Source organism: Agathobaculum sp. NTUH-O15-33 (assembly GCF_033193315.1).
In the GTDB taxonomy this organism is placed as follows: domain Bacteria; phylum Bacillota; class Clostridia; order Oscillospirales; family Butyricicoccaceae; genus Agathobaculum; species Agathobaculum faecihominis_A.
Genome location: NZ_CP136187.1, coordinates 2,324,069 through 2,349,609, shown reverse-complemented (window position 1 = coordinate 2,349,609; position 25,541 = coordinate 2,324,069). Strand labels below are relative to the sequence as shown.

At 58.7% G+C, this 25,541-nt stretch carries 21 protein-coding genes; 18 read left to right on the top strand and 3 right to left on the bottom strand.

The annotated features are described in order from the left end of the window. Positions 1-87 precede the first annotated feature (87 nt). The 6 genes from RWV98_RS11625 to RWV98_RS11600 all read left to right on the top strand — a co-directional run bounded on the left by RWV98_RS11625 (position 88) and on the right by RWV98_RS11600 (position 6,395). Complete coding sequence (locus tag RWV98_RS11625) at positions 88-837, top strand: pseudouridine synthase (protein ID WP_317860890.1); 750 nt, start codon at positions 88-90, stop codon at positions 835-837. 229 nt (positions 838-1,066) lie between these two features. Next, positions 1,067-2,158, top strand: a complete 1,092-nt coding sequence (locus tag RWV98_RS11620; RefSeq protein ID WP_280960731.1) for a PucR family transcriptional regulator — start codon at positions 1,067-1,069, stop codon at positions 2,156-2,158. A gap of 236 nt (positions 2,159-2,394) precedes the next feature. Continuing rightward, entirely contained in the window at positions 2,395-3,084 is a 690-nt protein-coding gene (ftsE, locus tag RWV98_RS11615) for a cell division ATP-binding protein FtsE (protein ID WP_280960730.1), read from the top strand. After that, a complete protein-coding gene (gene ftsX / locus RWV98_RS11610; protein ID WP_280960729.1) occupies positions 3,071-3,955 on the top strand; it encodes a permease-like cell division protein FtsX in 885 nt (294 codons plus the stop codon). The genes ftsE and ftsX overlap by 14 nt, the downstream gene beginning before the upstream one ends. Before the next feature lie 33 nt (positions 3,956-3,988). Beyond that, the gene (locus RWV98_RS11605) at positions 3,989-5,170 is read left to right on the top strand and encodes a murein hydrolase activator EnvC family protein (protein ID WP_280960728.1); all 1,182 of its coding nucleotides are present in this window, start codon (positions 3,989-3,991) and stop codon (positions 5,168-5,170) included. 67 nt (positions 5,171-5,237) lie between these two features. Then, a complete protein-coding gene (locus tag RWV98_RS11600; RefSeq protein ID WP_317860885.1) occupies positions 5,238-6,395 on the top strand; it encodes a S41 family peptidase in 1,158 nt (385 codons plus the stop codon). A gap of 139 nt (positions 6,396-6,534) precedes the next feature. On the opposite strand, the gene RWV98_RS11595 is transcribed toward RWV98_RS11600, so the two are convergent. After that, positions 6,535-6,852, bottom strand: a complete 318-nt coding sequence (locus tag RWV98_RS11595) for a helix-turn-helix domain-containing protein (protein WP_317860883.1) — start codon at positions 6,850-6,852, stop codon at positions 6,535-6,537. 114 nt (positions 6,853-6,966) lie between these two features. On the opposite strand from RWV98_RS11595, the gene RWV98_RS11590 reads away from it, so the two are divergent. From RWV98_RS11590 to rnc, 11 genes are all read left to right on the top strand, one after another. Next, a complete protein-coding gene (locus RWV98_RS11590) occupies positions 6,967-7,560 on the top strand; it encodes a hypothetical protein (RefSeq protein WP_317860881.1) in 594 nt (197 codons plus the stop codon). Between the two features lie 208 nt (positions 7,561-7,768). Continuing rightward, on the top strand, positions 7,769-8,242 hold the full coding sequence (gene greA, locus RWV98_RS11585) for a transcription elongation factor GreA (protein WP_280960725.1): 474 nt from the start codon (positions 7,769-7,771) through the stop codon (positions 8,240-8,242). 26 nt (positions 8,243-8,268) lie between these two features. Then, positions 8,269-9,777 (top strand): lysine--tRNA ligase, encoded by a 1,509-nt coding sequence (gene lysS, locus RWV98_RS11580; RefSeq protein WP_317860879.1) that lies wholly within the window; start codon positions 8,269-8,271, stop codon positions 9,775-9,777. 131 nt (positions 9,778-9,908) lie between these two features. Next, the gene (locus RWV98_RS11575; RefSeq protein ID WP_317860877.1) at positions 9,909-11,219 is read left to right on the top strand and encodes a TrkH family potassium uptake protein; all 1,311 of its coding nucleotides are present in this window, start codon (positions 9,909-9,911) and stop codon (positions 11,217-11,219) included. Between the two features lie 126 nt (positions 11,220-11,345). Further along, positions 11,346-12,002 (top strand): potassium channel family protein, encoded by a 657-nt coding sequence (locus tag RWV98_RS11570; RefSeq protein WP_280960722.1) that lies wholly within the window; start codon positions 11,346-11,348, stop codon positions 12,000-12,002. Between the two features lie 6 nt (positions 12,003-12,008). Continuing rightward, positions 12,009-12,779, top strand: coding sequence for a TrmH family RNA methyltransferase (locus RWV98_RS11565; RefSeq protein WP_317860874.1), 771 nt, complete (start codon positions 12,009-12,011; stop codon positions 12,777-12,779). 115 nt (positions 12,780-12,894) lie between these two features. Continuing rightward, entirely contained in the window at positions 12,895-14,142 is a 1,248-nt protein-coding gene (dprA, locus tag RWV98_RS11560) for a DNA-processing protein DprA (protein ID WP_317860872.1), read from the top strand. Between the two features lie 130 nt (positions 14,143-14,272). Further along, positions 14,273-16,792 (top strand): type I DNA topoisomerase, encoded by a 2,520-nt coding sequence (gene topA, locus RWV98_RS11555; RefSeq protein WP_317860870.1) that lies wholly within the window; start codon positions 14,273-14,275, stop codon positions 16,790-16,792. Further along, complete coding sequence (gene trmFO / locus RWV98_RS11550; protein WP_317860868.1) at positions 16,785-18,095, top strand: methylenetetrahydrofolate--tRNA-(uracil(54)-C(5))-methyltransferase (FADH(2)-oxidizing) TrmFO; 1,311 nt, start codon at positions 16,785-16,787, stop codon at positions 18,093-18,095. The genes topA and trmFO overlap by 8 nt, the downstream gene beginning before the upstream one ends. Next, on the top strand, positions 18,092-19,105 hold the full coding sequence (gene plsX / locus RWV98_RS11545) for a phosphate acyltransferase PlsX (protein WP_280960717.1): 1,014 nt from the start codon (positions 18,092-18,094) through the stop codon (positions 19,103-19,105). The genes trmFO and plsX overlap by 4 nt, the downstream gene beginning before the upstream one ends. Positions 19,106-19,251: 146 nt before the next feature. Continuing rightward, entirely contained in the window at positions 19,252-19,923 is a 672-nt protein-coding gene (gene rnc / locus RWV98_RS11540; RefSeq protein ID WP_280960716.1) for a ribonuclease III, read from the top strand. Between the two features lie 51 nt (positions 19,924-19,974). Here the strand turns inward: rnc and RWV98_RS11535 are convergent, their stop codons facing one another. Both RWV98_RS11535 and RWV98_RS11530 read right to left on the bottom strand, forming a co-directional pair. Next, a complete protein-coding gene (locus RWV98_RS11535) occupies positions 19,975-21,249 on the bottom strand; it encodes an FUSC family protein (protein WP_317860866.1) in 1,275 nt (424 codons plus the stop codon). Then, positions 21,149-21,685, bottom strand: a complete 537-nt coding sequence (locus tag RWV98_RS11530; protein WP_317860865.1) for a hypothetical protein — start codon at positions 21,683-21,685, stop codon at positions 21,149-21,151. Before RWV98_RS11530 ends, RWV98_RS11535 begins: the two co-directional genes overlap by 101 nt. Before the next feature lie 241 nt (positions 21,686-21,926). Between RWV98_RS11530 and smc the strand changes: the two genes are divergently transcribed. After that, the gene (gene smc, locus RWV98_RS11525) at positions 21,927-25,502 is read left to right on the top strand and encodes a chromosome segregation protein SMC (protein WP_317860864.1); all 3,576 of its coding nucleotides are present in this window, start codon (positions 21,927-21,929) and stop codon (positions 25,500-25,502) included. The last annotated feature ends 39 nt before the right edge of the window (positions 25,503-25,541 follow it).

The window sequence follows — 25,541 nt, the reverse complement described above, 5'->3', positions numbered from 1 at the left end:
AAATACACTTTTTTTACGATTGTCTATTGTGCAAATTGCGAAAAAGTGTTATGCTATTTGCAGTAATCGATGGTCGGGAGGCACAAAATGCCCGGAATGCGTTTGGATAAAATTCTCACACATCTCAACTGCGGCAGCAGGCGCGAGGTCGCCGCGTGGGTCCGCGCGGGCCGTGTGACAGTGGACGGACAAACCGTACGCGATCCCGCGTATAAGGCCGATCCCGATCTTGCCGCGCTCACGCTGGACGGCAGGGCGCTTTGTTACCGCGCGCAGCGGTATTATATGCTCAATAAACCCGCCGGCGTCATAACCGCCAACAGGGACGGCCGCCATCAAACGGTGATGGAACTGTTTCCCGAGAACGAACGCAAGGGCCTGTTTGCGATCGGCCGGCTAGATAAGGACACGGAAGGGCTGCTTTTGATCACGGACGACGGCGCTTTGAGCCACGCGCTCATGGCCCCGGGCCGCCATGTGCAAAAGCTGTACGAAGCCGTGTGCGATGGTGAGCTCGCGCCGGACGCCGAAGCCCGTTTTCACGAGGGGCTGACGCTGGGGGACGGCACGGTATGCCGCCCCGCCGCGTTGGAGATCGTGCGCGACGCGCCCGCGCTCACCGTGCGCGTGACCCTGTGCGAGGGCAAGTACCATCAAGTGAAACGCATGCTCAAAGCCGTGGGGGCGGAGGTGACCGCGCTCAAGCGGCTGTCGATCGGCGCGCTGGGGCTGGACACGTCGCTCGCGTCCGGCGCATACCGTCCGCTGACGGAGGCTGAAATCGCGCTTTTGCGCCCTTCGGAGGGGCTTGCCGCGGCGACCTCAACAAAAAAATAAAATTTCTACAAAGAATTTTTAAAAAATTTGTACAAAACTATTGACGGTTGTGATATAATTACTTAAAATGCACAGGGATGCCGTCTTATTCTTGTGAACAATGATGGTTCCTCATAACCGTTTAAACGAGCACGCATATGACAGCGCACAAAGAAGAGACCTTCAGATGAGGGGCGCGTTCGGCGCAGGAGAAGAAGAGGGTAAACGACAGTCGGGAAAGGTGATGGAAATGGCTTCGAGATTGTTCCAGTCGATCATTTTGCAGATGAAGGATACGGTGGATCGCACCATTGGCATCGTGGATGCTTCAGGAGCGGTTATCGCATGCACCGATCTGCCTCGTATCGGTGAGATGCGCGAGGAAGCGGTCACCGAGCTTGGCTTTGCCGGAGAGTTGGTGCGCTTTGGCGGATATACTTACCACACCACGGGGGACAGGACCTCCCGCATGGAGTACGCCGTGTTTGTACAGGGCGAGGATGAGCTTGCCCGCAGCATTTGTTCGCTGGTGGCAGTCGCGATCAACAACGTCAAGACGCTTTATGATGAAAAGCACGACAAGGCGACTTTTGTAAAAAACATCATTCTGGATAATATCCTGCCCGGCGATATCTACATCAAGTCCCGCGAACTGCACTTTGGGAACGATGTGCCGCGCGTGGTATTCCTGATCCGCCAGCAGGCCCCGGCGGACGTCGCCGCCATCGACGTGGTGACCAGCCTGTTTCCGGACAAGCAGCGCGATTTTGTGCTGCATATTTCGGAGAGCGATATCGTCGTCGTTCGCGAGGTCAAGGCCGGCTGTGATTTGAAGGAGCTGACCAAGTCCGCCGCGGCGATCGAAGAGGCGCTCGAAACCGAGCTTTCGGTCAAGAGCCTGATTGGCATCGGTTCGATCTCGTCCCAGATGAAGGACATCGCCCGCTCCTTTAAGGAAGCGCAGACCGCGATTGAGGTCGGCGGCGTGTTCGATACGGAAAAGAGTATCATCAGCTTTGAAAACCTCGGCATTGGCCGACTGATCTATCAGCTTCCGATCACGCTGTGCGAAATGTTCTTGACCGAGGTGTTCAAAAAAGGCTCTATCGATTCGCTCGATCAGGAAACGCTCTTTACCATTCAAAAGTTTTTTGAGAACAACCTGAACGTGTCCGAGACTTCGCGCAAGTTGTTCGTGCACCGCAACACGCTGGTGTACCGTCTGGAAAAGATCAAGAAGCTCACCGGTCTCGATCTGCGCGAGTTTGACCACGCGATCGTATTCAAGGTCGCGCTCATGGTACGCAAGTATCTGGCGAGCCGCGAGGAGAACAACCGGTAAAAGCGTTTTATCAAAATACAGAGTTTCGACCGGGGATGCGGAATCGGCGCGGAAGAATTGCCGGTGTTACCAAAAATCCATGAAATCTTCACAAAAAAACCGTCTTATGCGGGGTTTTGACAGGAATTGTCGACTTGCGCGTTTGGGGAATATCTGTTACAATAGACAGAGGCGCGCATACGCACGCGCCTTTGTCTTTTTTTGCAAAAAGAACAGAAATCCGGGGAGGACTACCTGTGATACGAATGACAGACGCCACCATGGTGTACGACAATGGCACGCGCGCTGTGAACAAAGTGAGCCTGCACATTGAAGCGGGCGAATTTGTCTTTTTGGTCGGCGCGTCCGGTTCGGGCAAAACGACCATGATAAAGCTTTTGACCGGCGAGGTGCGGCCCACCGAAGGGCGGGTACTGGTCAATAACTACAACATTGGGGAAATGAAAAAACGGCAGATTCCTTACCTGCGGCGCACGCTTGGCGTGGTGTTTCAGGATTTTCGCCTGATCGTGAATAAGACGGTCTATGAAAACGTCGCCTTTGCGATGCGGACGATCGGCGCCAAAAGCCGCGCGATCAAAGAACGCGTGCCGTATGTGCTCGATCTGGTCGGCCTTGCGGAAAAGGCCGGTGAAAAGCCGATGAACCTTTCGGGCGGCGAGCAGCAGCGTGTCGCGGTGGCCCGCGCGCTGGTCAATAATCCGCGCCTGATCATTGCGGACGAACCGACTGGCAACCTTGATCCCGCCCGCTCCCTCGAACTGATGACGCTGTTCGAGAAGATCAACGAATTGGGCACGACCGTGCTGATCGTCACGCACGAAAAGGGGCTTGTGGACGAGTTTGAAAAGCGCGTCGTCGTGATCGATCAGGGCGAAATCATCAGCGACCAGACAGGTGGGTACTATAATTATGAGAAGCTTTAGTTATTACTGGAAGGAAGGCTTTCGCAACATTTTTTCGCACGGCTTTATGTCCATCGCCGCTGTGATCATTATGCTGGCCTGTCTCCTTCTTACCGGGACCGTGACGCTGATCGCGCTCAATATCGACCTGAATATCGTCGATTTGCAAAAGCAAAGCGAGATCGTCGTTTTCATTGACGACAGCCTCGATACCCGCGCCGCCAAAAGCCTTGGCCGCGATTTTAAGGATATTGAGAACGTCGCGACCATAGAATTCGTAGACCGCGATCAGGCGCTTGCCAACTACCGCATCGATATGGGCGAGGATTCCGATATTCTCGATATTTACGATTCGAGCAACAACCCGCTGCGCAACTCCTTTGTTTTGACCTTTAAGGACGCCAGCATCGCCAGCCAGACGATCGCCGAGATCGAAGCCGTGGAAGGCGTGGCCCGCGTTCGCGCGGATGCTTCCGCCATTGCCAAGCTGGTGCAGATTCAGCGCGTGTTCAACATTGTCGCGTTGGCCATGGTCGTGGCGTTGGCGCTCATTTCGATCTTTATCATCTCCAACACCGTAAAGCTGGCCATGTTTGCCCGCCGCGAGGAGATATCCATTCAGAAGATGGTCGGCGCGACCAACTGGTTCATCCGCTGGCCCTTTGTGATCGAGGGCATGGTGCTTGGCCTGTTCGCCGGTGTATTGGCTTTCTTTGCCGAGTGGGGCGTGTATACCGAAATGCAAAATGTTGTTTCCGGCGTCATACCGCTGCTCGATCTTGTTCCGTTTGACCACCTGCGGTATCTGGTGCTCGGCGTGTTCGCGGGAGCGGGCGTGCTGTTCGGCATCGGCGGCTCGGTTACGAGCATCCGCAAGTTTATGAATGTCTGATTCCCGATTGAGCAAAGGAGCGATGTGATTTCTATGATGAGCAAAAAGACCATTCGTATGATCTCCGGTGCGATCGCCGCGATCCTTGTGATCGTCATGGTGGTTTCCGTGGTCGTTTCCGGTCTGGTCCCTCTGGCGGGGGCGGCGGACGCGGATGAATTAAAGGATAAGCTATCCACCTTGGAGGAACAGAAATCCGCTATTAAAGCGGAACTGGCTTCTCTAGGCGATCAGGTGAGCGATATCGAGGCCGCGCGAAAAGCGCTCAACAGCGAGATCGAGCTGACCAAGCAGGAAATCGCCACGGTTGAGGATTACATAAGCCGCCTGCAAACCCAGATCGATGTGAAAACCAGCGAGTTGACGGTCGCGGAAGAGCAGTTGCAGGTCAAGAAGGATCAGCTCGACGAGTGCGTGCGCGAGACCTATGAGCAGGGCGACACTTCCTATCTGGAAGTTGTCCTTAACTCCAAAAGCCTTACGGATATGCTTTCCCGCATCGAGGTCGTCACCCAGCTGATCGACCATAACAAGAAGGTGGTCGAGGAGTTCCGCGCCGCTAAGGAAGACATTGAAAAGAAGCGCGACGAATTGCAGACCACGCAGGATGAACAGAAAAACTATCAGGAAAACCTGAGCTACAAGGCGGATGAGCTTGCGGCGAACGAAAAGCAGCAGGCCGCCTTGCAGGAAAGTCTGGAAGCCTATAAATCCGAGCAAGAGGCCGAGTATGACCGCATCGCCAGTGAAATGGCGTCCGTCAGCAGCGAAATCGCGGCGATGAGCCGCCAGTCCGCGGCGGCGGGCGGCATCCCGTATTCTGGCACCTTTGTTTGGCCCACGCCGAGCTGCACCTCCAATTCCTCGGCGTACGGCTGGCGTATCCACCCGATCTTCGGCACCCGTAAGTTCCACGCGGGCGAGGATATCCCGGCGGGCTACGGCGCGGAGATCTTGGCGGCGGCCTCCGGTACCGTCACCACCGCGGGCTGGGTTTCCGGCTATGGCAACTATACGGTCATCGACCACGGCGGCGGCGTTATGACGGCTTACGGCCACCAGTCCAGTCAGGTCGTTTCGGTGGGCCAGTATGTCGAGCAGGGACAGGTGATCGGCTATGTCGGTTCTACCGGCAACTCCACCGGCCCGCACCTTCACTTCGAGGTGTACGTCAACGGTCAGACCACCGACCCGAAGAGCTACTTTACATTTTAATTGATCGACATCTGGGGGGGAGAGCACAAAACGCTCTCCCCCTGTTTTTGAGGAAAGGCGAATTTAAATGAGGGAAAAGCGAGTTTCTGTTTTAACGGCTTGCGTGATGTGCCTGATGGCGCTCGCGGTAGGCGTGGCGGGCAGCTATGCGGCGTTTGCATGGCCCAACCGGGCGGTGCAAAGCAAGCTGCATGAAATAGACGATATTACAAACCGCGTGTTCGTGGGCGATATCGACCAAGAAAAGCTGGCCGATTACGCGGCGACCGGCTATGTCGCAGGGCTGGAGGATAAATGGTCCTATTACATGACGGCGGAGGAATACGAGGAATATAGCCTGTCGAGCGAGGGGAAGACCTGCGGTATCGGCGTTTCCGTTGTTTCGAGCGATAAGGAGATCCGCGTGAGCGAGGTTTACGACGATTCGCCGGCGGAAAAGGCGGGCGTCCAAAAGGGTGACTATATCTTGGGCGCGGACGACAAAACCACCGAAAAGGACGGGGCGAGCGAAGTGATCAGCGCCGTCGCGGGCGAAGAGGGGACCGAGGTATCCGTGACCATCCGCAAGGGCGAGACCGGCGAGCAAAAAACGCTTGCGATGACGCGCGCCATGGTGGTGCAGCGCATCTCTTGGGGCGAAATGCTGGAGGATCAGATCGGGTACTTACGCATCGCAAGCTTTCACGCGGGCGCCGCCGAGCAGTTCAAGGCGGCGCTGGACGGCCTGATCGAGCAGGGCGCGCGGGCGCTCATCATCGATGTGCGGCGCAACGGCGGCGGCCGGGTCACCGAGCTGAGCGAAGCGCTCGACCCGCTTCTGCCCGAGGGCACGGTCATGACGCTGCGCACGCGCGAGGGCAAGGAGACCGTTTATTCGTCGGACGCGGAGATGATCGACCTGCCGATCGCGGTGCTGATCGATGAACGTTCCATCTCTGCCGGCGAGTTTTTCCCGGCTGCCTTGCAGGAATATGGCCGCGCGACGCTGATTGGCACGCATACGACGGGCAAGGGCCGCGCGCAGCAGACGTTCAAGCTGTCCGACGGCTCGGCGGTCAACCTGTCGGAGGAGGAGTATTTCACACCCAAGGGTGTGAGCCTTGCGGGCAAGGGAATCGCGCCCGATATTGAGGTGAATCTTACCGAAGAGCAACGGAAGAACTTTTACTTTTTGGAGCCCGAGGAGGACCCGCAGCTGCAAAAGGCGATAGAGGTATTAAAGTAGCGTTGGCGGTTCGCCGCGCTCGTGACCAAAGGAACGGCGTGGTGGGGTCACCACGCCCTACAAAGAAGTAGGGCCGAGTGACCCCACTCGGCCGCACGATGCTTCTTCGTGCATGTGTACAAGTTGAAAGCATGAAAGATTACATATGTTTCAACGCACTACGGACCATGGCGGTCACAATTTCAATTTGTGCCGGCGTTGCGCTTTCCCATAGTTCGTAAAGCACGCCGAAATCGCTTAGTTCGTTTTCTATTAAAACATCGACCAGTAAATAAGTCGGCGATACCTTGAGCTCGTTACACAGGCTGATAAATACCGGCAGACTTGGTGTTTTGCGCTCTGCTTCGATTTGGCGAAGATAGGTCGCGTTGATGTGACACAATTCTGCTAATTGTTCACCGGTCAGTCCTCGGCTAATGCGCGCTGTTTTCAAGCGCCGTCCCATAAAAAACTCCATATTTCATCCCTCAAATTTTTCTTTGATCAGTATAGCATGACAAGAAATTGTGCTTTCATATTTGTGCCAAAATGACACATCATATAGCTATCAAGAAAAAGGAGATTTGATGCTATGAGCATTCTGTCATATGCGATCAAGGCGCTCGCGCCGGACGAGCACGCGGACTTTGACGGGATAACGGAAGAGCTGAACCGGTATCTGAAGGACTTTGGACAGGGCTATCAGCAGGCGCTGGAGGAAAACAGAAAGCTGATGGATCGTGTTTACGAAGGCTTTGACATCGCCGCCTGTAACGCGCTGACCGAGGAAATGTACGACATTTGGATCTATTTAGACGCGCTGCGCGGTTATTTTGTCGCCTATGGTCAGGCGCACGCCATGCTGGTGTTTCTGGGCAAGGCGGAGGGCGCGCCGGACCTCAAGCAGGCGGAGGCTGAGTTTGCGCATTATTGCGGGCGGGCGTATGTGCAGCAGCTCAGATTGACGGCGGAAGCGCATAAAGCGGCGGTCGAGCGGCGGCTCGCGGACGAGGTAAAGGTTAATCAGTTCCGCGCGTACTGCACGCGGCAGGAGGCGATCGACCGCTCGGTGCGCGAAATTTATATGCTGGGCGGCTATGAGCTGCAACGGGCGCGCTGGCCGGGCGACGACCGGGAGGATACGCTGCCGGAGGCTATGCGGCGCTACCGACTGGAAGAAAAATAGCAATCGACACGGGCGACGGGGGAATACCGCCGCCCTTTTTTTGCGCATGGGCGAATAAAGCACAAAAAGCGCGCATAAGCTGGCGTGGATATGGCAAATTAGGCAAAAAAATTGATCGTCGCTTGACATTGCTGTTTTCCTTACATATAATAGTGAGTATTGTACGGCTCCAGTTGGGCCGATTCCGTAGAATGAGAAGGTTTCGATTATGGCAAAAGAATTTAAGATGACACAGGAAAGTCTGGATAAACTGAGCGACGAACTGGAATATTTAAAAACTGTACGCGAAAAAGAAGTCGCGGAACAGATCAAGGAAGCCCGCTCCTTCGGTGACCTTTCGGAGAACTCGGAGTACGACGAAGCGAAAAACGAACAGGGCAAGGTTTTCTCTCGTATCGCGGAGCTTGAGAATATTGTCTCGCACGCGGTCATTATTAATGAAGATATGTACTCGGCGGACGAGGTATCGCCCGGCTGCCGCTTTGTCGTAAAGGATATGGAGTTCGGCGAGGAAGAGGAGTACCACTTCGTCGGCTCGCAGGAAGCCGATCCCATGGAAGGCAAGATTTCCGACGAATCCCCCTTTGGCAAGGCCATGCTGGGCAAAAAGGTGGGCAAGATCGTAGAGGTGGAAGCGCCCTCCGGCACGGTCAAGTACAAGATCCTCGAAATCAAGAAGTAATCGATATTTAAAGATAGGTGAAAGATATGGCAGTTGAGCAAAACCCGCAGGCGGCAGAACCGACCGCCGAAGAGCTGCACGAGCTTGCGCGCATTCGCCGCGAAAAGCTCGCCGAGCTCCAGCAGGCCGGGGCCGACCCGTTCCAGCAGGTGCGCTTTGAGCGCACCCACCACACAAACGAGATCCACGAAAACTTTGACGCGCTCGAAGGGCAGACCGTTCGCCTCGCGGGCCGCATGATGTCGAAGCGCATCATGGGCAAGGCGTCCTTTTCCGACCTTTCCGACCGCCGCGGCCGGTTGCAGCTTTATATCAAGCGCGACAACATCGGCGAAGAGGAGTATAAGGGCTACAAAAAGCTGGACATCGGCGATCTGATCGGCGTCTCCGGCGAGGTTTTTCGCACCCAGAAGGGCGAGATCTCCGTTGCCGTGCAGGAGCTGACGCTGCTCTCCAAGAACCTTTTGCCCCTGCCCGAAAAGTGGCACGGCCTGAAGGATACCGATATGCGCTACCGCCAGCGCTATGTTGACCTGATCGTCAACCCCGAGGTGCGCGATACCTTTGAAAAGCGCTCCGCTATTGTGCGCGAAATTCGCCGCTTTATGGATGGCCGCGGCTTTATGGAGGTCGAGACTCCGTGCCTGAACACCATCCCCGGCGGCGCGGCGGCCCGTCCGTTCATCACGCACCATAACGCGCTCGATATCGATATGTACATGCGCATCGCGACCGAGCTGCACCTCAAGCGCCTGATCGTGGGCGGCTTGGAGCAGGTGTACGAGATCGGCCGTATCTTCCGCAACGAAGGCATGGATACCAAGCACAATCCGGAGTTTACCACCATTGAGCTTTATCAGGCCTATACCGATTATAACGGCATGATGGACATCACCGAGGATATGATCGTGCACGTGTGCAACGCGGTGCTGGGCAAAACCAAGGTGACCTATCAGGGCGCGGAGATCGACTTTGCCAAGGGCTGGAAGCGCCAGACCATGGCGGACGCGGTCAAGGAGTACGCTGGGATCGATTTTATGAATATCGACGGCGAGGAAGCCCTGCGCCAAGTAAAGGCCAAGGGCGTGGAAACCGAAAAGGGCAAGGAGAGCTGGGGCGACCTGCTCGCGTTGTGCTTTGAGGAATTTGTCGAAGAAAAGCTCACCCAGCCCACTTTCATCATCGATTACCCGGTCGAGGTATCGCCGCTGGCAAAGCGCATGGCGTCCGATCCCCGCCTGACCGAGCGGTTCGAGCTGTTTGTGTTCGGCCGCGAGCTGGCCAACGCCTTCTCCGAGCTGAACGACCCGATCGACCAGCGCGGACGCTTTGAGCGTCAGGTCGCGCTGCGCGCTGCGGGCGACGACGAAGCCAATATGATGGACGACGATTTTGTCACCGCGCTGGAATACGGCATGCCCCCCACGGGCGGCATGGGTATGGGCATCGACCGTCTGGTCATGTTCCTGACCGATTCGGCCTCCATCCGCGACGTTTTATTGTTCCCGACCATGAAACCGCTGGGCGCGGACTAAACCGCACATAAAGCCTGAACGGGTGCCGTTCAGGCTTTCAGCATTTCGTATTTCTTTTCGAGGGGAGAGGTTTTACTACGTTTTCCCATACGTTAGGGCGTGGCCGTAGGTGCTGGCGGCCCACGTCCGTTATGGCCCTTGGATTTATCGGCATTATCCTGCTGGGCGCGGTGTTGCTGACGCTTCCGGTCTCATCCAGAAACGGCGATTTCACTTCCTTTCAGGATGCGCTGTTCACCGCTACCTCCGCAACCTGCGTCACCGGTCTGGTGGTGCATGATACGGCCACCTATTGGTCGAATTTCGGTCATCTGGTGATTTTGCTGCTCATCCAGATCGGCGGCCTTGGGTTTATGACCATGGCTTCGCTCGCCTCCTTCCTGCTGCGCCGGACGATCGCGCTGCGCGAGCGCATGGTGATGGGCGCGGGCCTCAATATGACCGAAAACGCCGGTATCGTGCGGCTGACGCGCCGCGTGCTGTTCGGCACGCTCGCGTTTGAGGGCGCGGGTGCGGTGGTGCTTGCCTTGCGCTTTATCCCGCTCGTCGGACCGGCGCGCGGCGTAAAAATGGGCGTGTTCCACGCGGTATCCGCTTTCTGCAACGCGGGCTTTGATTTGATGGGTGAGCCGGGCAGGCTCTACCCCTCGGTGACGGCTTATGTTTCCGATCCGATCGTTTCTTTAACGCTGATGGTGCTGGTCGTGGTCGGCGGCCTCGGCTTTTTCGTGTGGAGCGATGTGTGGGATAAGCGCAATTTTAAGCGCCTGCACCTGCATACCAAGCTGGTACTCGTCACGACCGGCATTTTGCTGCTCGCGGGCTTCGGACTAACGCTGTTGTTCGAGTGGGGCAACCCGTCCACGCTTGGCCAGCTCAATACGGGCGGCAAGCTGTTGGCCGCGGGCTTCCAGTCGGTCACGCTGCGCACGGCGGGCTTTAACACGATCGACCAGGCGGCGCTGACCGGGCCAAGTCAGGCGCTCGGCTGCTTTCTGATGCTGATCGGCGGATCACCCGGATCGACGGCGGGCGGCGTAAAAACAGTCACAGCGGCGATCCTGCTGCTTTCCACGCTTTCGGCTCTGCGCGGCAGGACGACGGTATTCGCCTTTGGCCGGGCCATTGCGCCGCGCAGCGTGATGAACGCCGTGACCATGCTGATCGTCGGTTTTATGCTCAGCCTGACCGGCGCGTGCGCCATCTCCTTTTTGGAGGCCGCGCCCTTTCACCAGTGCCTGTTTGAAGCGGTATCCGCGTTTGCAACGGTCGGCCTGTCCATGGGGCTGACGCCCGCGCTGGGCACGGTGTCGCATTTCATATTGATCGCGCTGATGTACCTTGGCCGCGTGGGTGTGCTGACGCTGGGCGTCGCCGTGCTCATGCGCCGCCGCGAACCGCCCAAGATGCACTACCCGGAAGGGTTTGTCATGGTGGGATGAAGCTTGTAATTAGGAGTTAGGAATTAGTAATTAGGAATTGTGGTAGCGGCTTTGCGCAATAGCCGCAGACTCCTGCCTGTAAATTACTACCTACTAATTACTAATTAAATGACGGGGAGTAACGTAATGAAATCCTTTTTAGTGATCGGCCTTGGACGGTTTGGTATGGCGGTGGCGCGCGAGCTGTCGCTGCTTGGACAGGAAGTCCTTGTGCTGGATTCCAGCGAGGAAAACGTACAGCGCATCGCGGACAGCGTGACGCAGGCTATCGTGGGCGACGGCGAGGATGAAGCCGTTCTGCGCTCGGTCGGCGCGCGCAACTTCGATTGCTGCATCGTTTCGGTCGGCACCGATCTGGAGGCAAGCGTGCTCATCACGGTCATGCTGAAGGATATGGGCGCCAAATATATCGTGGCCAAGGCCCAAAGCCCGGTGCACGCCCGCGTGCTTGAACGCATCGGCGCGGACCGTGTGGTGCTGCCCGAAAGCGAGATGGGCCAGCGTTTGGCACAGCGGCTCGCGCGCACCAACGTGGTCGATTATATCGGCGTGAGCGATGATTTTTCGATCGTGGAAATTCATCCGCCGCATAGCTGGATCGGGCACTCGCTGGGCCAGCTCAATGTGCGCGCCAAATATCTGATCAACGTATTGGCCATCCGCCACGGCGAGGGCGGCAAGGTCGATGTGACCCCGGCGGTCGATCAAGTGATCGCGGAAGGCGATGTGTTGATCGTGATCGGCACGAACGAAAATGTCAATCAGGTGGTGGAGCTCGAATGATCATCATTGAAAGCAAACAGAACGCGGCGCTTCGCCATCTGGCCCGGCTGGGCCGTGAAAAAGAAGTACCGCCGCGAGACCGGCGAAATGCTGTGCGAGGGCGAAAAGATGCTGCGCGAAGCGCTATCGTCAAACGCGAAAATCGGCACGGTGATCGCGCGGGCGGGGGAGAAGGACGCGGCGTTTTCCGCGCTCCTCGGCAAAGCGGAGGAGGCCGGCGCCAAGCTGTACGAGGCGCCGGACGCGCTGTTTCGTTCCGCCTCCGAGGTGGAAACGCCGGGCCGCGTGCTGTTTTCCTGCGCGCAGCCGCGGTGGGGCGCGGATATCCTTGCGGAGCAAAAGCCTGTGCTCTTGCTCGATGGGGTGCAGGATCCCGGCAACCTTGGCACAATTTTGCGGTCTGCCGATGCGTTCGCGCTTGGCGGCGTGGTATTGTGCGAAGGCTGCGCTGATCCGTTTTCCCCCAAGGTAGTGCGGGCGACGATGGGGGCCATTTTCCGCTTGCCCTGTCCGCGCCTGCCGCTTTTGGAGGCGGTGTCGCTGCTGCGGCAAAACGGGCTGCGTATTTATGCCGCCGCCTTGCGAGCGGACGCCGTACCCATTTGCGACAGCGCAATGGAAAACGCCGCCGTGATCGTCGGCAGCGAGGGCGCGGGCGTGACGCAGGCCGCGCTTGACGCGGCGGACGGCTCCGTGATCATCCCGATGGCGGGGCGCGCCGAATCACTCAACGCGGGCGTCGCCGCATCAATTTTGATCTATGAAATGACAAAATAATTAGTAATGAGTAATTAGTAGTTAGTAATTGCACGGGAAATAACCGTGGATCGATGTCCTTTCATTACTAATTACTAACTACTAATTCCTAATTTAACAAAAGGGGTGTTGAACGGTGTCTGCATTGCAAAGCTATCTTTGGCTGGCGACATTGCCGGGGCTGGGGCCGCAGGCGGCAAATCTGGCCGTGCAGGCGTTCGGTTCGCCGGACGCGGTGTACGCGGCGGACCGCGCCGCTCTTGCCGCTTCCGCCGCCGGGCTGAACCGCCGGCAGGTGGAATGCCTGATGGACAAGTCCCTGACCCGCGCGCATGATATCCTGTCGGATTGCGAAAAGAAGGATATCCGCATCCTGACCCTTGGCGACAGCGCCTACCCCGACCGGCTGCGCGCGATCGCCGATCCGCCGCTCGTCCTCTATGTGCGGGGGCGCTGGCCCGATCTGGACGCCGCGCCCGGTATCGCGGTGGTCGGTTCGCGCGAGCCAACGCCTTACGGCGTGCGCATGGCCGAAGGGCTTGGACGGTCGCTCGCCGAGGCGGGCTTTGTTACGGTAAGCGGTATGGCGCGCGGCGCGGACGCGGCCGCCCACCGGGGCGCGCTGCGCGGCGGCGGCATCACTGTGGCCGTGCTCGCGGGCGGCGTGGATCTATGCTACCCACAGGAAAACCGGCGGCTGATGGGCGATATCCTGCTTTCCGGCGCGGTCGTCAGTGAAAACCCGCCGGGCACCGTGCATAAAGGCGGGCTATTCCCGGCGCGCAACCGTATCATCAGCGGCCTTGCGGTCGCGTCGGTCGTCGTGGAAGCGCGCAGCTACCGTTCGGGCACCATGCTGACCGCGCACCACGCGCTCGATCAGGGGCGGGATGTTTACGCCGTGCCCGGCCCGGTGGACGCGGGCTGCTCCGCCGGCTGCAACGAGCTTTTGGAGCGCGGCGAGGCCGCAATCCTGACCGGACCGGAAACGCTTCTGCGCGCCTATGCCGGTATGCTGCCCGCACCGCCCGACAGCGCGCGCGTGCGCGAAGCCTTTTTGCGGCAGGCGGGCGGACAAACGGCGGATGCGAAAGCCGCATGGCAGGCGGTGGAACAGCGGCAGGCGGTTAAGCCGCTCTCCGCGCCGCAGGCGGACGAGCCCGCCGCGGCAAAACCGCTTCCCGAAAACCTCACAGCGGAGGAACGGCAGGTCGCGGAGCTGGTGCGGGGCGGCGCTCTGACGCCGGCAGAATTAGTTGAGCAGTGCGATATGGCCCCGGCCCGTGTGATGTCCATCGTCACCATGCTGGAAATGGACGGTATCTTAAAACGAGAACGGGGCATGCTCACGATTAATAATGAGGAGTTAGGAGTTAGGAAGTAGGAGTTTATTGTACCGCGCGGTGCGCGGATAAAATCATCGCGCTCAGCGCGATACCATCACCTCCTAACTCCTAACTTCTACCTCCTAACTATCTAGGATAGAAAACCGAAAGCGAAGTGAAGTTGAAGCAATGTCGAAATTAGTAATTGTGGAGTCTCCCGCCAAGGCAAAGACCATTGGCAAGTATCTGGGCTCCGATTATGTGGTCAAGGCCTCGATGGGGCACCTGCGTGACCTGCCGAGAAAGACCATGGGCGTTGATATCGAGCACGATTTCGACCCCGAATATATTCCGATCGAGGGAAAAAACAAGATCATCACCGAACTGAAAAGCGAAGCCCGCAAAGCGGACTTCGTCTATCTCGCAACTGACCCTGACCGCGAAGGCGAAGCAATCTCGTGGCACCTGAAGGAGCTTTTAAAGCTGAAGGATGATAAATCCAAGCGCGTTACCTTTAACGAGATTACAAAGCCCGCGGTGAAATACGGGATTGAGCACCCGCGCGATATCGACGCGGATCTGGTGGACGCGCAGCAGGCGCGCCGTATTCTGGACCGCGTCGTGGGCTACCAGCTTTCGCCGTTCCTGTGGCGTAAGGTGAAGCGCGGCCTGTCCGCGGGCCGCGTGCAGTCGGTCGCGACCAGACTGGTGGTGGATCGCGAAAACGAGATCCGCGCTTTCGTTCCCGAGGAATACTGGACGATCGAAGCGGCCCTTTTGACCGAGGCGGGCGGCGGCTTTACCGCGCGCTTTTACGGCGACCAGACCGGCAAGGTGGAACTCAAAAACGAAGAGCAGACGAACGCGGTCGTCGCCGCCGTCACGGATAAACCGTTCGCGGTCGGCCCGGTCAAGCGCGGCAAAAAGAAGAAATCCGCGCCCGCGCCGTTCATCACCTCCACCTTGCAGCAGGAAGCCTCGCGCAAGCTCAATATGACGCCCCGCCGCACCATGAGCGTGGCGCAGGAGCTGTACGAAGGCGTTGAGCTGAAAAACGTGGGCTTGACCGGTCTGATCACTTACATGCGTACCGACTCGCTCCGTCTGGCGGACGAGGCGACGATCGCCGCCGCCGGTTTTATCCGGGGCCGTTACGGCGATGCCTATTATCCCGGCAAGCCCCGCGTATTTAAAACCAAGGGCAATGCGCAGGACGCGCACGAAGCCATTCGCCCGTCGGACGTCAAGCTGGTGCCCGAGGATATCCGCGATTCGCTTTCGCCCGATCAGTTCAAGCTGTACAAGCTGATTTGGTCGCGCTTTGTCGCCTGCCAGATGTCGGATGCGATCCTCGACACCGTATCCGCCGATATTCTGTGTGAGTCATATGTGTTCCGCGCGTCCGGTCACACGGTCGCGTTCCCCGGCTTTACCGCCGTTTATGAGGAAGGCACGGACGATGATAAGAAGGGTGAGGCCGGCAAGCCGCTGCCGTCCTTTGACGAGGGAGACAAGCTTACGGTCGAGTCGCTTACGCCGGGCCAGCACTTTACCCAGCCGCCCGCGCGCTATACCGAAGCCTCGCTTATCCGCGCGATGGAGGAACGCGGCATTGGCCGTCCGTCCACCTACGCGCCGACGATCTCCACCATCATTGACCGCGACTACGTGACCAAGGAAAACAAGGCGCTGCGTCCGACCCCGCTCGGCGAAGGGGTGACCGGCCTTTTGGTGGATAAATTCACCTCTGTTTCGGACTATGAGTTTACCGCCAACATGGAGCACGAGCTCGACGAGGTCGAAGCGGGCAAGCTGCAATATATCCAGCTGCTCAAGAACTTTTACGGCGGCTTTGAAAACGCGCTCGAGCAGGCCGAAAAGGACCTTGAGGGCCAACGCATCAAAATTCAGGATGAAGTGACCGATATCATCTGCGATAAGTGCGGCCGCAACATGGTGATCAAGTCGGGACGGTTCGGCAAGTTCCTCGCGTGTCCGGGCTTTCCGGAGTGCACCAACACCAAGGCCATTACCGAGGATACCGGCGCGGCCTGCCCGGTATGCGGGGCCAAGGTGGTCAAGAAGAAGTCGGCGCGCGGCTACGTGTACTTTGGCTGCGACAAGTACCCGGAATGCAAATTCATGACTTGGGACAAGCCGCTGAAAACCAAGTGCCCGAACTGCGATTCCTCGCTGTTCCGCCATACCGACCGCGATTCCAAGGAAGTGACCGATATCTGCCTGCGCGAGGGCTGCGGCTATTCTGAGCTGGTTAAGGAAGGCCTGCCGCCTGAGGAGGCTGAAAAGAACCGCGCCCGCCGCGAAGCGCGCGCCGCCAAGATGGCCGAGCGCGCCGCCGCCAAGGCGGCCGCGGGCGAAGAGGAAGAGGGCGAAAAGAAGACCGCCGCCAAAAAGACGGCCGCAAAGAAAACCACAACGAAAAAAACAGCCGCCAAAAAGACGGCCGCGAAAAAAACCACCGCTGCCAAGAAGACCGCCGCTGCGAAAAAAACCGCGGATGCCGAGGAGTCGGCAAGCGAGGAAAAGACCGGCGCCAAGAAGACGGCGGCAAAGAAGACTGCTGCAGCCAAGAAAACCACAACGACGAAAAAGACGACCGCCGCCAAGAAGACTACGGCGGCAAAGAAGACCACGGCGAAAAAGGCGGCGGAAACCGCGGACGAAGGAAAGGAAGGCGCCGATGCATGAGAAAGTGACGGTGATCGGCGCGGGCCTCGCGGGCTGCGAGGCCGCGTGGCAGCTGGCCGAACGCGGCGTGCCGGTAGTGCTGTGCGAGATGAAGCCGGCGGTCCGCACGCCCGCGCACCATTCGGATGATTTCGCGGAGCTGGTATGCTCCAACTCGCTGCGTTCGGACGAACTGACGAACGCGGCGGGCCTGCTCAAGGAGGAGCTGCGCCGTTTGGGCAGCCTGATCCTGCGCTGCGCCGATGAAAACCGCGTGGAGGCGGGCGGCGCGCTCGCGGTGGACCGGGAGGCCTTCGCAAAAGCCGTGACCGAAAAAATCAACAGCCATCCCTTGATTGAGATCGTGCCGGGCGAGGTGACCGAGCTGCCCGCCGGGCGTGTGATTGTCGCTTCCGGCCCGCTCACCTCGGACAAGCTGTTCGATGCGATCCACCTCGCGGTGGGCGGCGAATTTTTGCACTTTTTCGACGCGGCCGCGCCCATCGTCACCGCGGAGAGCATCGATATGGAAAGCGCCTATGCCGCTTCCCGCTATGGCAAGGGCACGGCGGATTATATCAACTGCCCGTTTTCCCGCGAGGAATACGACGCGTTTTGGAACGCGCTGACGGCCGCCGAGGAAGCGCCCGTCCACGGTTTCGAGGACGCGCGCGTGTTCGAGGGCTGCATGCCGATCGAGGTGAATGCGCGGCGCGGGTACGATACGCTCCGCTTTGGCATTTTAAAGCCCATCGGCCTGCCCGATCCCAAGACCGGGCGCGACCCGTTCGCGGTCTTGCAGCTTCGGCGCGATAACGCTTCGGGCACGCTGTATAATTTGGTGGGCTGTCAAACACATTTGAAATTTGGCGAACAGAAGCGTGTGTTTTCCATGATACCGGCGCTTCGGAACGCGGAATTCGTGCGTTACGGCGTTATGCACCGCAACACGTTCTTGGACTCGCCACGCCTGCTGGACGCGACCTACGCGCTGAAAACCGATCCGCGCATTCGCTTTGCCGGACAGATGACGGGCGTGGAGGGATATATTGAATCGACCGCCTCGGGGCTTGTCGCCGGGATCGCGTCCGCGCTGGAGATTAAGGGGAAAAAACTGCCCGCGCTCGACCGGGAAACGGCTACCGGGGCGCTGGCAGCGTATATTTCCGATCACACGGTAACAAAATTCCAGCCCATGAATATCAACTTCGGCATACTGGAGCCGCTTGGCTTCAAGGTAAAGGGTAAGCGCGAGAAGAACATGCAAATATCCGAGCGCGCGCTCGGGCATATCGAAGCTTTGAAAGGGGAAATAGACGCATGAAGATCATCGTAGACGCAATGGGCGGCGATAACGCGCCCGAATCGGCTGTATGGGGCGGCGCGCTGGCCGCAAAGCAGTTCGGGGAAGAGGTCGTGCTCGTCGGTAAGCCGGAAGCGGCGCAGGCGATCCTCGCGGCCAAGGGGCTGGAAGGCCTGCCGAATCTTTCTATTGTCCCGGCTAACGATCTGGTCGATATGCACGACGATCCGGCCACCGTGCTCCGCAAGAAGCCGGATTCCTCTATGGCGGTTGCCTTTGGCCTGCTCAAAAAGGGCGAGGGCGACGCGCTCGTTTCCGCAGGCAACACCGGTGCGCTGCTGACCGGCGCGACGCTGTACGGCGGCCGCATCAAGGGCATCCGCCGCGGCGCGCTCGCGCCTGTCATGCCCTGCGCGGGCGGACAGATGATGCTGTGCGACGCGGGCGCGAACACCGAATGCACCGCGGAAATGCTGCTGCAATTCGCGTTTTTGGGTTCGCTGTACGCGGAAAAGATAAACGGCGTAAAAAATCCGCGTGTCGGCCTAATCAATAACGGCACCGAGGATACCAAGGGCGACGCGCTGCGCCGTGAAGCGTACGGCCTGTTAAAGGCGGCGGGCGATGCGGGCCGAATCAACTTTGTCGGCAATGTGGAAGGCAGCATGGCGCCCCTCGGCGCGTGCGACGTGGCGGTGTGCGACGGCTTTGCGGGCAACGTGATGCTCAAGACGATCGAAGGCGTGGCCAAGTTTATGGCGGGCGAGATCAAGAAGGTGTTTTACCGCAATCTTGGCACCAAGCTTTCCTATCTGGCGTGTAAAAAGGGCATGGACGAATTTCGCGGCCTGTTCGATCAGGACCGGGTGGGCGGCGCGCCGTTCCTCGGCATTGCAAAGCCGGTGATCAAGGCGCACGGCTCGTCGAACGAAGTCGCCATCATGAACGCGGTGCGGCAGGCCATTGCCTACACCAAAAGCGGCATGATCGAAGCGGTTTCGGAAAACATTCAATACATGACGGTTGAATAAGGGCAGTTAGGAATTAGTAGTTAGGAATTAGGAATTGCGGCATCGGCCGCAGGCCGATTATTATAAATGCGCGCTGTGCGCGCCGCCATCATTCCTAACTACTCATTCCTAATTACTAATTATTTACCGGGAGGCAGGTTTTACGATTGCTGAATCTAAACTATAAATTTAAAAACGCGGTACTTTTGAACACGGCGCTGACGCATTCGTCCTATGCCAACGAGCACAAGAGCCAGCACTTGCATCACAATGAGCGGCTGGAATTTTTGGGCGACTCTGTGCTGGGCTTTGTCACGGCGGATCATCTGATGAACCGCTTCCCCGATCTGCCGGAAGGGGAGTTGACCAAGATCCGCGCCTCTGTCGTGTGCGAAAGCGCGCTGTGCGGCATCGCGGCGGAGATCGGCCTGCGCGACCATATCCGTCTGGGTCACGGCGAGGAGGCGGGCGGCGGCCGCGACCGTGCCTCTATTTTAGCGGACGCGACCGAGGCGCTGATCGGCGCGATCTATCTGGACGGCGGCATAGAGCCCGCGCGGGCGTTCGTTCTGCGTTTTATTCCTAAAAAGGTGGACGCTTCGCTTGCTGGCTGCATGTTTAAGGACTATAAGACCATGCTGCAAGAAATTGTGCAGAAAAACAAGCAGGAAACACTGTCCTACCGTTTGGCCGGGCAATCCGGTCCGGACCACGACAAGCGCTTTCAAATGGAGCTGCTGCTTAACTCCAACGTCTTTGCCACCGGCGAAGGCCGCAGCAAGAAAGAGGCGGAGCAGATGGCGGCCAAAAAAGCACTGGAACTCATGGGCGAGGAATAAACAACAAGAAGCGTTCCCGATCGGGAACGCTTCTTGTTGTCTTGGCGTTTTTTAGAAACCGGCCGCGCTCCTCATGCGGTGCGCGCGGCGGACACGGTCGCGGCAGGTGGCGAGCAGGTCCCCCATGCCGTTGTACCGGGCGTCGGAAGCGTTTTGCAGCAACTTTTGTTCGATCAGGTGCGCTTGTATCACAAGGCTGTAATAAAGCTGCACATCGACGCCGGGCTGCCGGCAAAGCTCCGAAAGGAGCGCGGTGGTGGCGGCGTATTTCTTCCAAAGCTGGTCGGTCGCCGTGCGGCGCATAAAGGGGAAGAGCAGGCGGTTGACCACGCAGGCGATCGCAATGCCGAGGAGGATATACCCCAGCCGCACACCGAACATACCGCCTATCTCTCGCCAGCCGGCAAGGCCCGTCACCGCGCCGCCCAGACCGCCCACCGTGGCGCAGGCAAAGGTGAAGCGGTAATCGGAAAAGTAGGAGGTGAGATAGCCCGACAGCATCATCACCGCCGTGCGCATCCCCGGCGAGGGAAGCAGCGAAAAGGCGGTCCAAGCGACCGCGCCGCCAAGCAGCGTGGCGATCAATCGCTTTTTCGCCTTGGGCGCCACGTCGTCCGCGTACGGCATCGAGACCGAGGCCAGCGTAAAGAGCAGCCACTTGCCGTGCGGCAGCTGAAAATGCTGCACGAGCGCGGTGAACGCCGCGAGCAGCGCGGCTACCCGCAGCGCGTAAACGACGCGCACCGGGCTGACGTCGAGCGCGGCTTTCAAACGGATCGAAAGTGATTGCGCCGTGGGGCGGTAGGCGGTGCGCTTATCCGGGTCGGCCATATGGAGCAGATGCTCCCGGATATAGGCGGCGGACCGGTAAAGCTCCTCCGCCTCAGCATCATCCAAGGGGCCGAAAGCGTTTCGGTTGAGCAAAGGCAGCGTGCCGCATTCCTTATCGGTAAAGGCGCGGAAAGCGGAAAGCTGGGTTTGAAGCTGCCGCAGCATCACTTCCCGCGCGGGTGTGATGGGGCCTTCCAGCGCGTAAAGCTGTAAGATCACGTGCTCAAGTCCGCGCCCCGCGTCCAGCATGGAAAAGCTCGCGTCCGATACACACAGCGCCCGTTTCCGCCGCTCGTAGACCACACGGCTGAGCTTGCATAATTCGGCGCGCACGGTTTCCGGGTCCGCGGGCGTCGCAGTAGCGGTAAGCAGGCAGCAAACGCAGTTGCCCGCTTCATCCAGCATGGCGTTGAGCGCTTCCTGCACGGTATCGGCCGCGCGGGTATGGCACCGGATCAGTTGATACGCCATAATGCAGCCTGCGCCGACCAGCATGCAAAAAAAGCCGCCGGGGCAGCTGCGCCGCGCCGATGGGGGCCAGAAAGATCAGAAACAGGTAGGATAGGATATAGGGCATGTACAGGTGGCTGGCGTATTCAAACGTGTAGGTATACAGCAGGAAAAACACCATCAGGAAGTTGAAAGGCACCGCCCAGAGCGGCGGCAGCGCCGTGGTGAGGAACGCGGCGAGCGTCATGGCTTCCAAAATACACGCAGCGTAGATCAGATTTTTTACCGGCGTGGCGGTCAGGTCCTGCGCGAGGGAGGACATCATCAAAATAGTGAGGATCACGCCGACGATGGAATTTTCCGGCCCGAACAGCATGCCGAATAGGGTGATGAATAGGAAGATAAACAGAAAATCCCGCGTAACGGTTTTGAACTTGGAACGAACGATTACAGATATTTTGTGAAAACGATTTTGCAGCATAGGGACACTCCTTCTACTTAATATGGTAGCATGGATATAGCGCGGATGCAACCACGTGGAAATCGTACAAACTCTGTAAACTTTTTGTGAATAGATAGGGTAAGGGAAAATTGCAGACGAAAGGAACGCGTGAAAACGCAGGCTTTTGAAGATGAACACGGTGTAAAATCTGGGTTTGGCGATTGAAAAGATGGGGCGGAAGTGGTAAACTGTTACCAGAGTATGTTCACGAGGTGGATACATGGTTTTAAAAAGCCTGATTTTGCAGGGCTTCAAGTCCTTTCCGGACAAGACGGAGATAAGCTTTCTTGGCGGCCTGACCGCGATCGTCGGCCCGAATGGGTCGGGAAAATCCAATATATCGGACGCGATCCGCTGGGTGCTCGGCGAGCAGTCCTCGCGTTCTCTGCGCGGCGCCAAGATGGAGGACGTTATCTTCGGCGGTACCGCCAAACGCGGCCCGGTCGGCTTTGCCGAGGTGTCGCTCATTCTGGATAACTCCGGAAACGCCTTCCGCTCTGATTTCACCGAGATCATGATCACCCGCCGCTATTACCGCTCGGGAGAGAGCGAATACTATATCAACCGCAGCCACTGCCGCCTCAAGGATATTCACGAGCTGTTTATGGATACCGGTCTTGGGCGGGATGGCTATTCCATCATTGGGCAGGGCCGTATCGACGAGATCCTGTCTCTGAAAAGCGAGGACCGGCGCGAGATCTTCGAGGAAGCCGCCGGCATCACCAAGTTCCGTTACCGCAAGGAGGAAGCGGAACGCAAGCTTTCCGCCACCGAGGATAACCTGACCCGCATCCGCGACCTGTACGCGGAGCTGGAGCGTCAGGTCGGCCCTTTGGAAAAGCAGGCGGAAAAGGCAAAGCAATACCTGCTGCTGCGCGACGAGCTGCGTGTGCTGGAGATTTCGCTCTGGCTGCTCGGTCTTACGCGCATCAAGACCGATACGGAAAAGAATCTGACCGACATGGAAACCTGCAAAGCGCAGCTGATCGAAACCAAAGCGGGGCAGGAAACGCTTTACGCGCGCTCCGAGCAGCTTTCCGAGGATATGCGCGGGGTCGACCGAGAAGCCGACCGGCTGCGTCAGCAGCTTCGCGAAGCCGAGCAGCGCGCCGCCGATGAAGCGAGCCGCGCCGCGGTGCTGAAAGCCAATATTCAAAATAACCGCGATAATATCGACCGCGCCCGCCGCGAAAGCGAAACGCGCGCGGCGCAGGCGCAGGGGCTGGGCGCACAGCTGGCCGAACGGCGGGGCCGCATTGAGCTGCTGAATGCCGAACACGAAGGCTTTATGGCGTCCCTAAACGCGGTGCTGGGTCAAAGCGAGACCCGGCGCGCGCGGCAGGAGGAAGCGGAGGCCGCCCTACGGCAGGCCGAGGACGCACGCCTAGCGGCGCAGCAGCAGACCCATAAGCTGGCGCTTGACCGCACCGCCGCCGAAACCGGCCTAGCGGGCATGGACAGCCGCGTGGGCACGATCGGCGCCGATATCGCGGCGGCTGAAAAGCGGCTGGCCGCCGAGCGGGCCGCGCAGGAAACGCTGGAAAACAGTCTGCGAGACTGTCTCGATACGTTGGCGGGAGCCAAAAACAAAGCGGCGGGCGCGGCGCTTAAGGCTGAAAGCCGCCGCAAAAAAGCGGCGGAAACGCAGGAAGCGCTTTCGAGAGCCGCCGCCGCGTTGACAGACGCGAAAAACCGCGAGAAGATGCTTTCCGACATGCAGCGCGAGTACGAAGGCTTTTCCCGCTCGGTCAAAAATATCATGGTGCGCGCAGAAAAGGGAGCGCAAAGAGGCGTGCACGGCCCGGTTTCCGCGCTGCTTGACGTACCGGAACGGTACGTTACCGCGATCGACACCGCGCTGGGAACTTCGGCCTCGTCCATTGTTGTGGATACTTCGGCGGACGGCAAAGCCTGTATCGAGTATTTGAAACGCTCGGACGGCGGCCGCGCCACCTTCCTGCCACTGGATACCATCCGCCCGGCGGAGCTGCGCGAAACCGGGCTTTCTGGTCATAAAGGCTGCTGCGGCACTGCCGACCAGCTCGTTTCCGCCGATCCGAAGTATTCGGCGATCGTGCGCAATCTATTGGCGCGCACGGTCATTGCAGAGGATATGGACGCGGCGCTCGCCATTTCCAAAGCATATTCTCGGCGTTTCCGCATCGTGACGTTGGATGGGCAGATCTTGCAGGCCGGCGGCGCGATGACGGGCGGTTCGGCTTCTCGCGGCACGGGCGCGCTCGCCCGCGCGGGCAAGCTGAAGGCCCTGCGCGAACAGGTCGCCGCGCTGCAAAAGGCGCTCGGGGACGCGGAGCAGGCAAGCCTAGCCGCGCGCGAGGAACTGGCCGCTTTGGACTATGACCTCAAGGCGATCGAAGCCGAACGCGCCCGCGCCGAACAGGAGGAAGCCGGGCTGCGCGCCTCCGTTTCCCAGCATGGGGCGCTGCTCGAAAGCCTGACCGTGTCGCTGAACGGTTTGACGCTGGAACGCGATAACATTGCCGAAGCGCGCGCGGGCTATCAAAGCGTCATCGCCGCATGCGCGGAGAACGAAACGGCGGCGGCAGCCGCCACCGAAGCGGCGGAAGCAGAGACCGCGCGGTGCCGCGAAACGCTGCGTGAGATTGCGGAGGAAGCCGCGAGAGAAGCCGATGAAGCGGCCTCCCTGCGCACTGCCATCGCGGAAAACCGGTCCGCTGCGGCGGCGGAGGCGCGCTCGCTGGAAGAACTGACGCAGCTGAAAGCCGAGCTGGACGCAGGCGTTTCCGGTTCGGACGATGTGATCGCGGGTTTTGAACGCGAGATTGAGCGCCTGACGCAGGAATTGGAGCAGGCCGAAGCCGGGCGCGGCGATACGCAGACCATCACCGCAAAGCTGGGTGAAAGCATTGCCGCCGCGACCCAGCAGCGCGAGCGCATAGAAGGCGAACGCGCCCGCGTTGACCGCGAGGCGCAGAGCCAGAACGAGGCGATCCTGAACCTCGAACGAGAGGCCGCGCGTTTGGAAAGCAAAGCCGTGCAGCTCAAAAACGAGGAAGCGCAGATTTTGGACAAAATGTGGGAAAGCTATGAGCTGACCCCCACGCCCGCGCAGGACGTTGCCATAGAACTGGGCGACGGAAACGCCGCAAAAGAGAAAGCAGGTACGCTCCGCGCGCAGATGAAGAGCCTTGGCAACGTCAATTTGGACGCGGTGGAGGAATATCGGGACGTATGCGAACGCTATACTTTCCTTGGAACACAAAAGGACGATCTGGAAAAGGCGCAAAAGGAGCTATACAAGGTCATCGACCAACTGACGCAGAACATGAAGGAGATTTTTGCTTCCGAATTCGCAAAGCTGAACGTGTACTTTGGCGAGACCTTCCGTGAAATATTCGGCGGCGGCCATGCGGAGTTGCAGTTGGCCGATACCTCGGATATTTTAAACTGCGGCATCGATATCCGCGTTTCGCCGCCGGGCAAGTCGGTCAAAACGCTGACGCTGCTGTCAGGCGGTGAGAAGGCGTTTGTCGCCATCGCGCTGTACTTCGCTATTTTAAAGCTGCGGCCCACGCCGTTCTGTGTGCTAGACGAGATCGAAGCCGCGCTGGACGATGTCAACGTCGTCCGCTATGCGCAGTACATACGCCGCCTGTCCGATAAGACGCAGTTCATCGTCATCACGCACCGCCGCGGCACGATGGAAGAAGCCGATATGCTGTACGGCGTAACCATGCAGGAGCAGGGTGTCTCCAAGCTGCTGATGCTGAACCTCGCGGAAGCAGAAAAGCGGCTGGGAAACAGCATTCGATGAATTGCCGGAAGCAATTCTCGGGTAGAAATTCGTAATTAG

Bases quoted from the DNA above. Each gene is read 5' to 3' on its own strand.
- RWV98_RS11625 (WP_317860890.1), top strand. From the start codon at position 88: ATGCCCGGAATGCGTTTGGATAAAATTCTCACACATCTCAACTGCGGC.
- RWV98_RS11620 (WP_280960731.1), top strand. From the start codon at position 1,067: ATGGCTTCGAGATTGTTCCAGTCGATCATTTTGCAGATGAAGGATACG.
- ftsX (WP_280960729.1), top strand. From the start codon at position 3,071: ATGAGAAGCTTTAGTTATTACTGGAAGGAAGGCTTTCGCAACATTTTT.
- RWV98_RS11605 (WP_280960728.1), top strand. From the start codon at position 3,989: ATGATGAGCAAAAAGACCATTCGTATGATCTCCGGTGCGATCGCCGCG.
- RWV98_RS11600 (WP_317860885.1), top strand. From the start codon at position 5,238: ATGAGGGAAAAGCGAGTTTCTGTTTTAACGGCTTGCGTGATGTGCCTG.
- RWV98_RS11595 (WP_317860883.1), bottom strand. From the start codon at position 6,852: ATGGAGTTTTTTATGGGACGGCGCTTGAAAACAGCGCGCATTAGCCGA.
- RWV98_RS11590 (WP_317860881.1), top strand. From the start codon at position 6,967: ATGAGCATTCTGTCATATGCGATCAAGGCGCTCGCGCCGGACGAGCAC.
- greA (WP_280960725.1), top strand. From the start codon at position 7,769: ATGGCAAAAGAATTTAAGATGACACAGGAAAGTCTGGATAAACTGAGC.
- lysS (WP_317860879.1), top strand. From the start codon at position 8,269: ATGGCAGTTGAGCAAAACCCGCAGGCGGCAGAACCGACCGCCGAAGAG.
- RWV98_RS11575 (WP_317860877.1), top strand. From the start codon at position 9,909: ATGGCCCTTGGATTTATCGGCATTATCCTGCTGGGCGCGGTGTTGCTG.
- RWV98_RS11570 (WP_280960722.1), top strand. From the start codon at position 11,346: ATGAAATCCTTTTTAGTGATCGGCCTTGGACGGTTTGGTATGGCGGTG.
- topA (WP_317860870.1), top strand. From the start codon at position 14,273: ATGTCGAAATTAGTAATTGTGGAGTCTCCCGCCAAGGCAAAGACCATT.
- trmFO (WP_317860868.1), top strand. From the start codon at position 16,785: ATGCATGAGAAAGTGACGGTGATCGGCGCGGGCCTCGCGGGCTGCGAG.
- plsX (WP_280960717.1), top strand. From the start codon at position 18,092: ATGAAGATCATCGTAGACGCAATGGGCGGCGATAACGCGCCCGAATCG.
- RWV98_RS11535 (WP_317860866.1), bottom strand. From the start codon at position 21,249: ATGCTGGTCGGCGCAGGCTGCATTATGGCGTATCAACTGATCCGGTGC.
- RWV98_RS11530 (WP_317860865.1), bottom strand. From the start codon at position 21,685: ATGCTGCAAAATCGTTTTCACAAAATATCTGTAATCGTTCGTTCCAAG.
- smc (WP_317860864.1), top strand. From the start codon at position 21,927: ATGGTTTTAAAAAGCCTGATTTTGCAGGGCTTCAAGTCCTTTCCGGAC.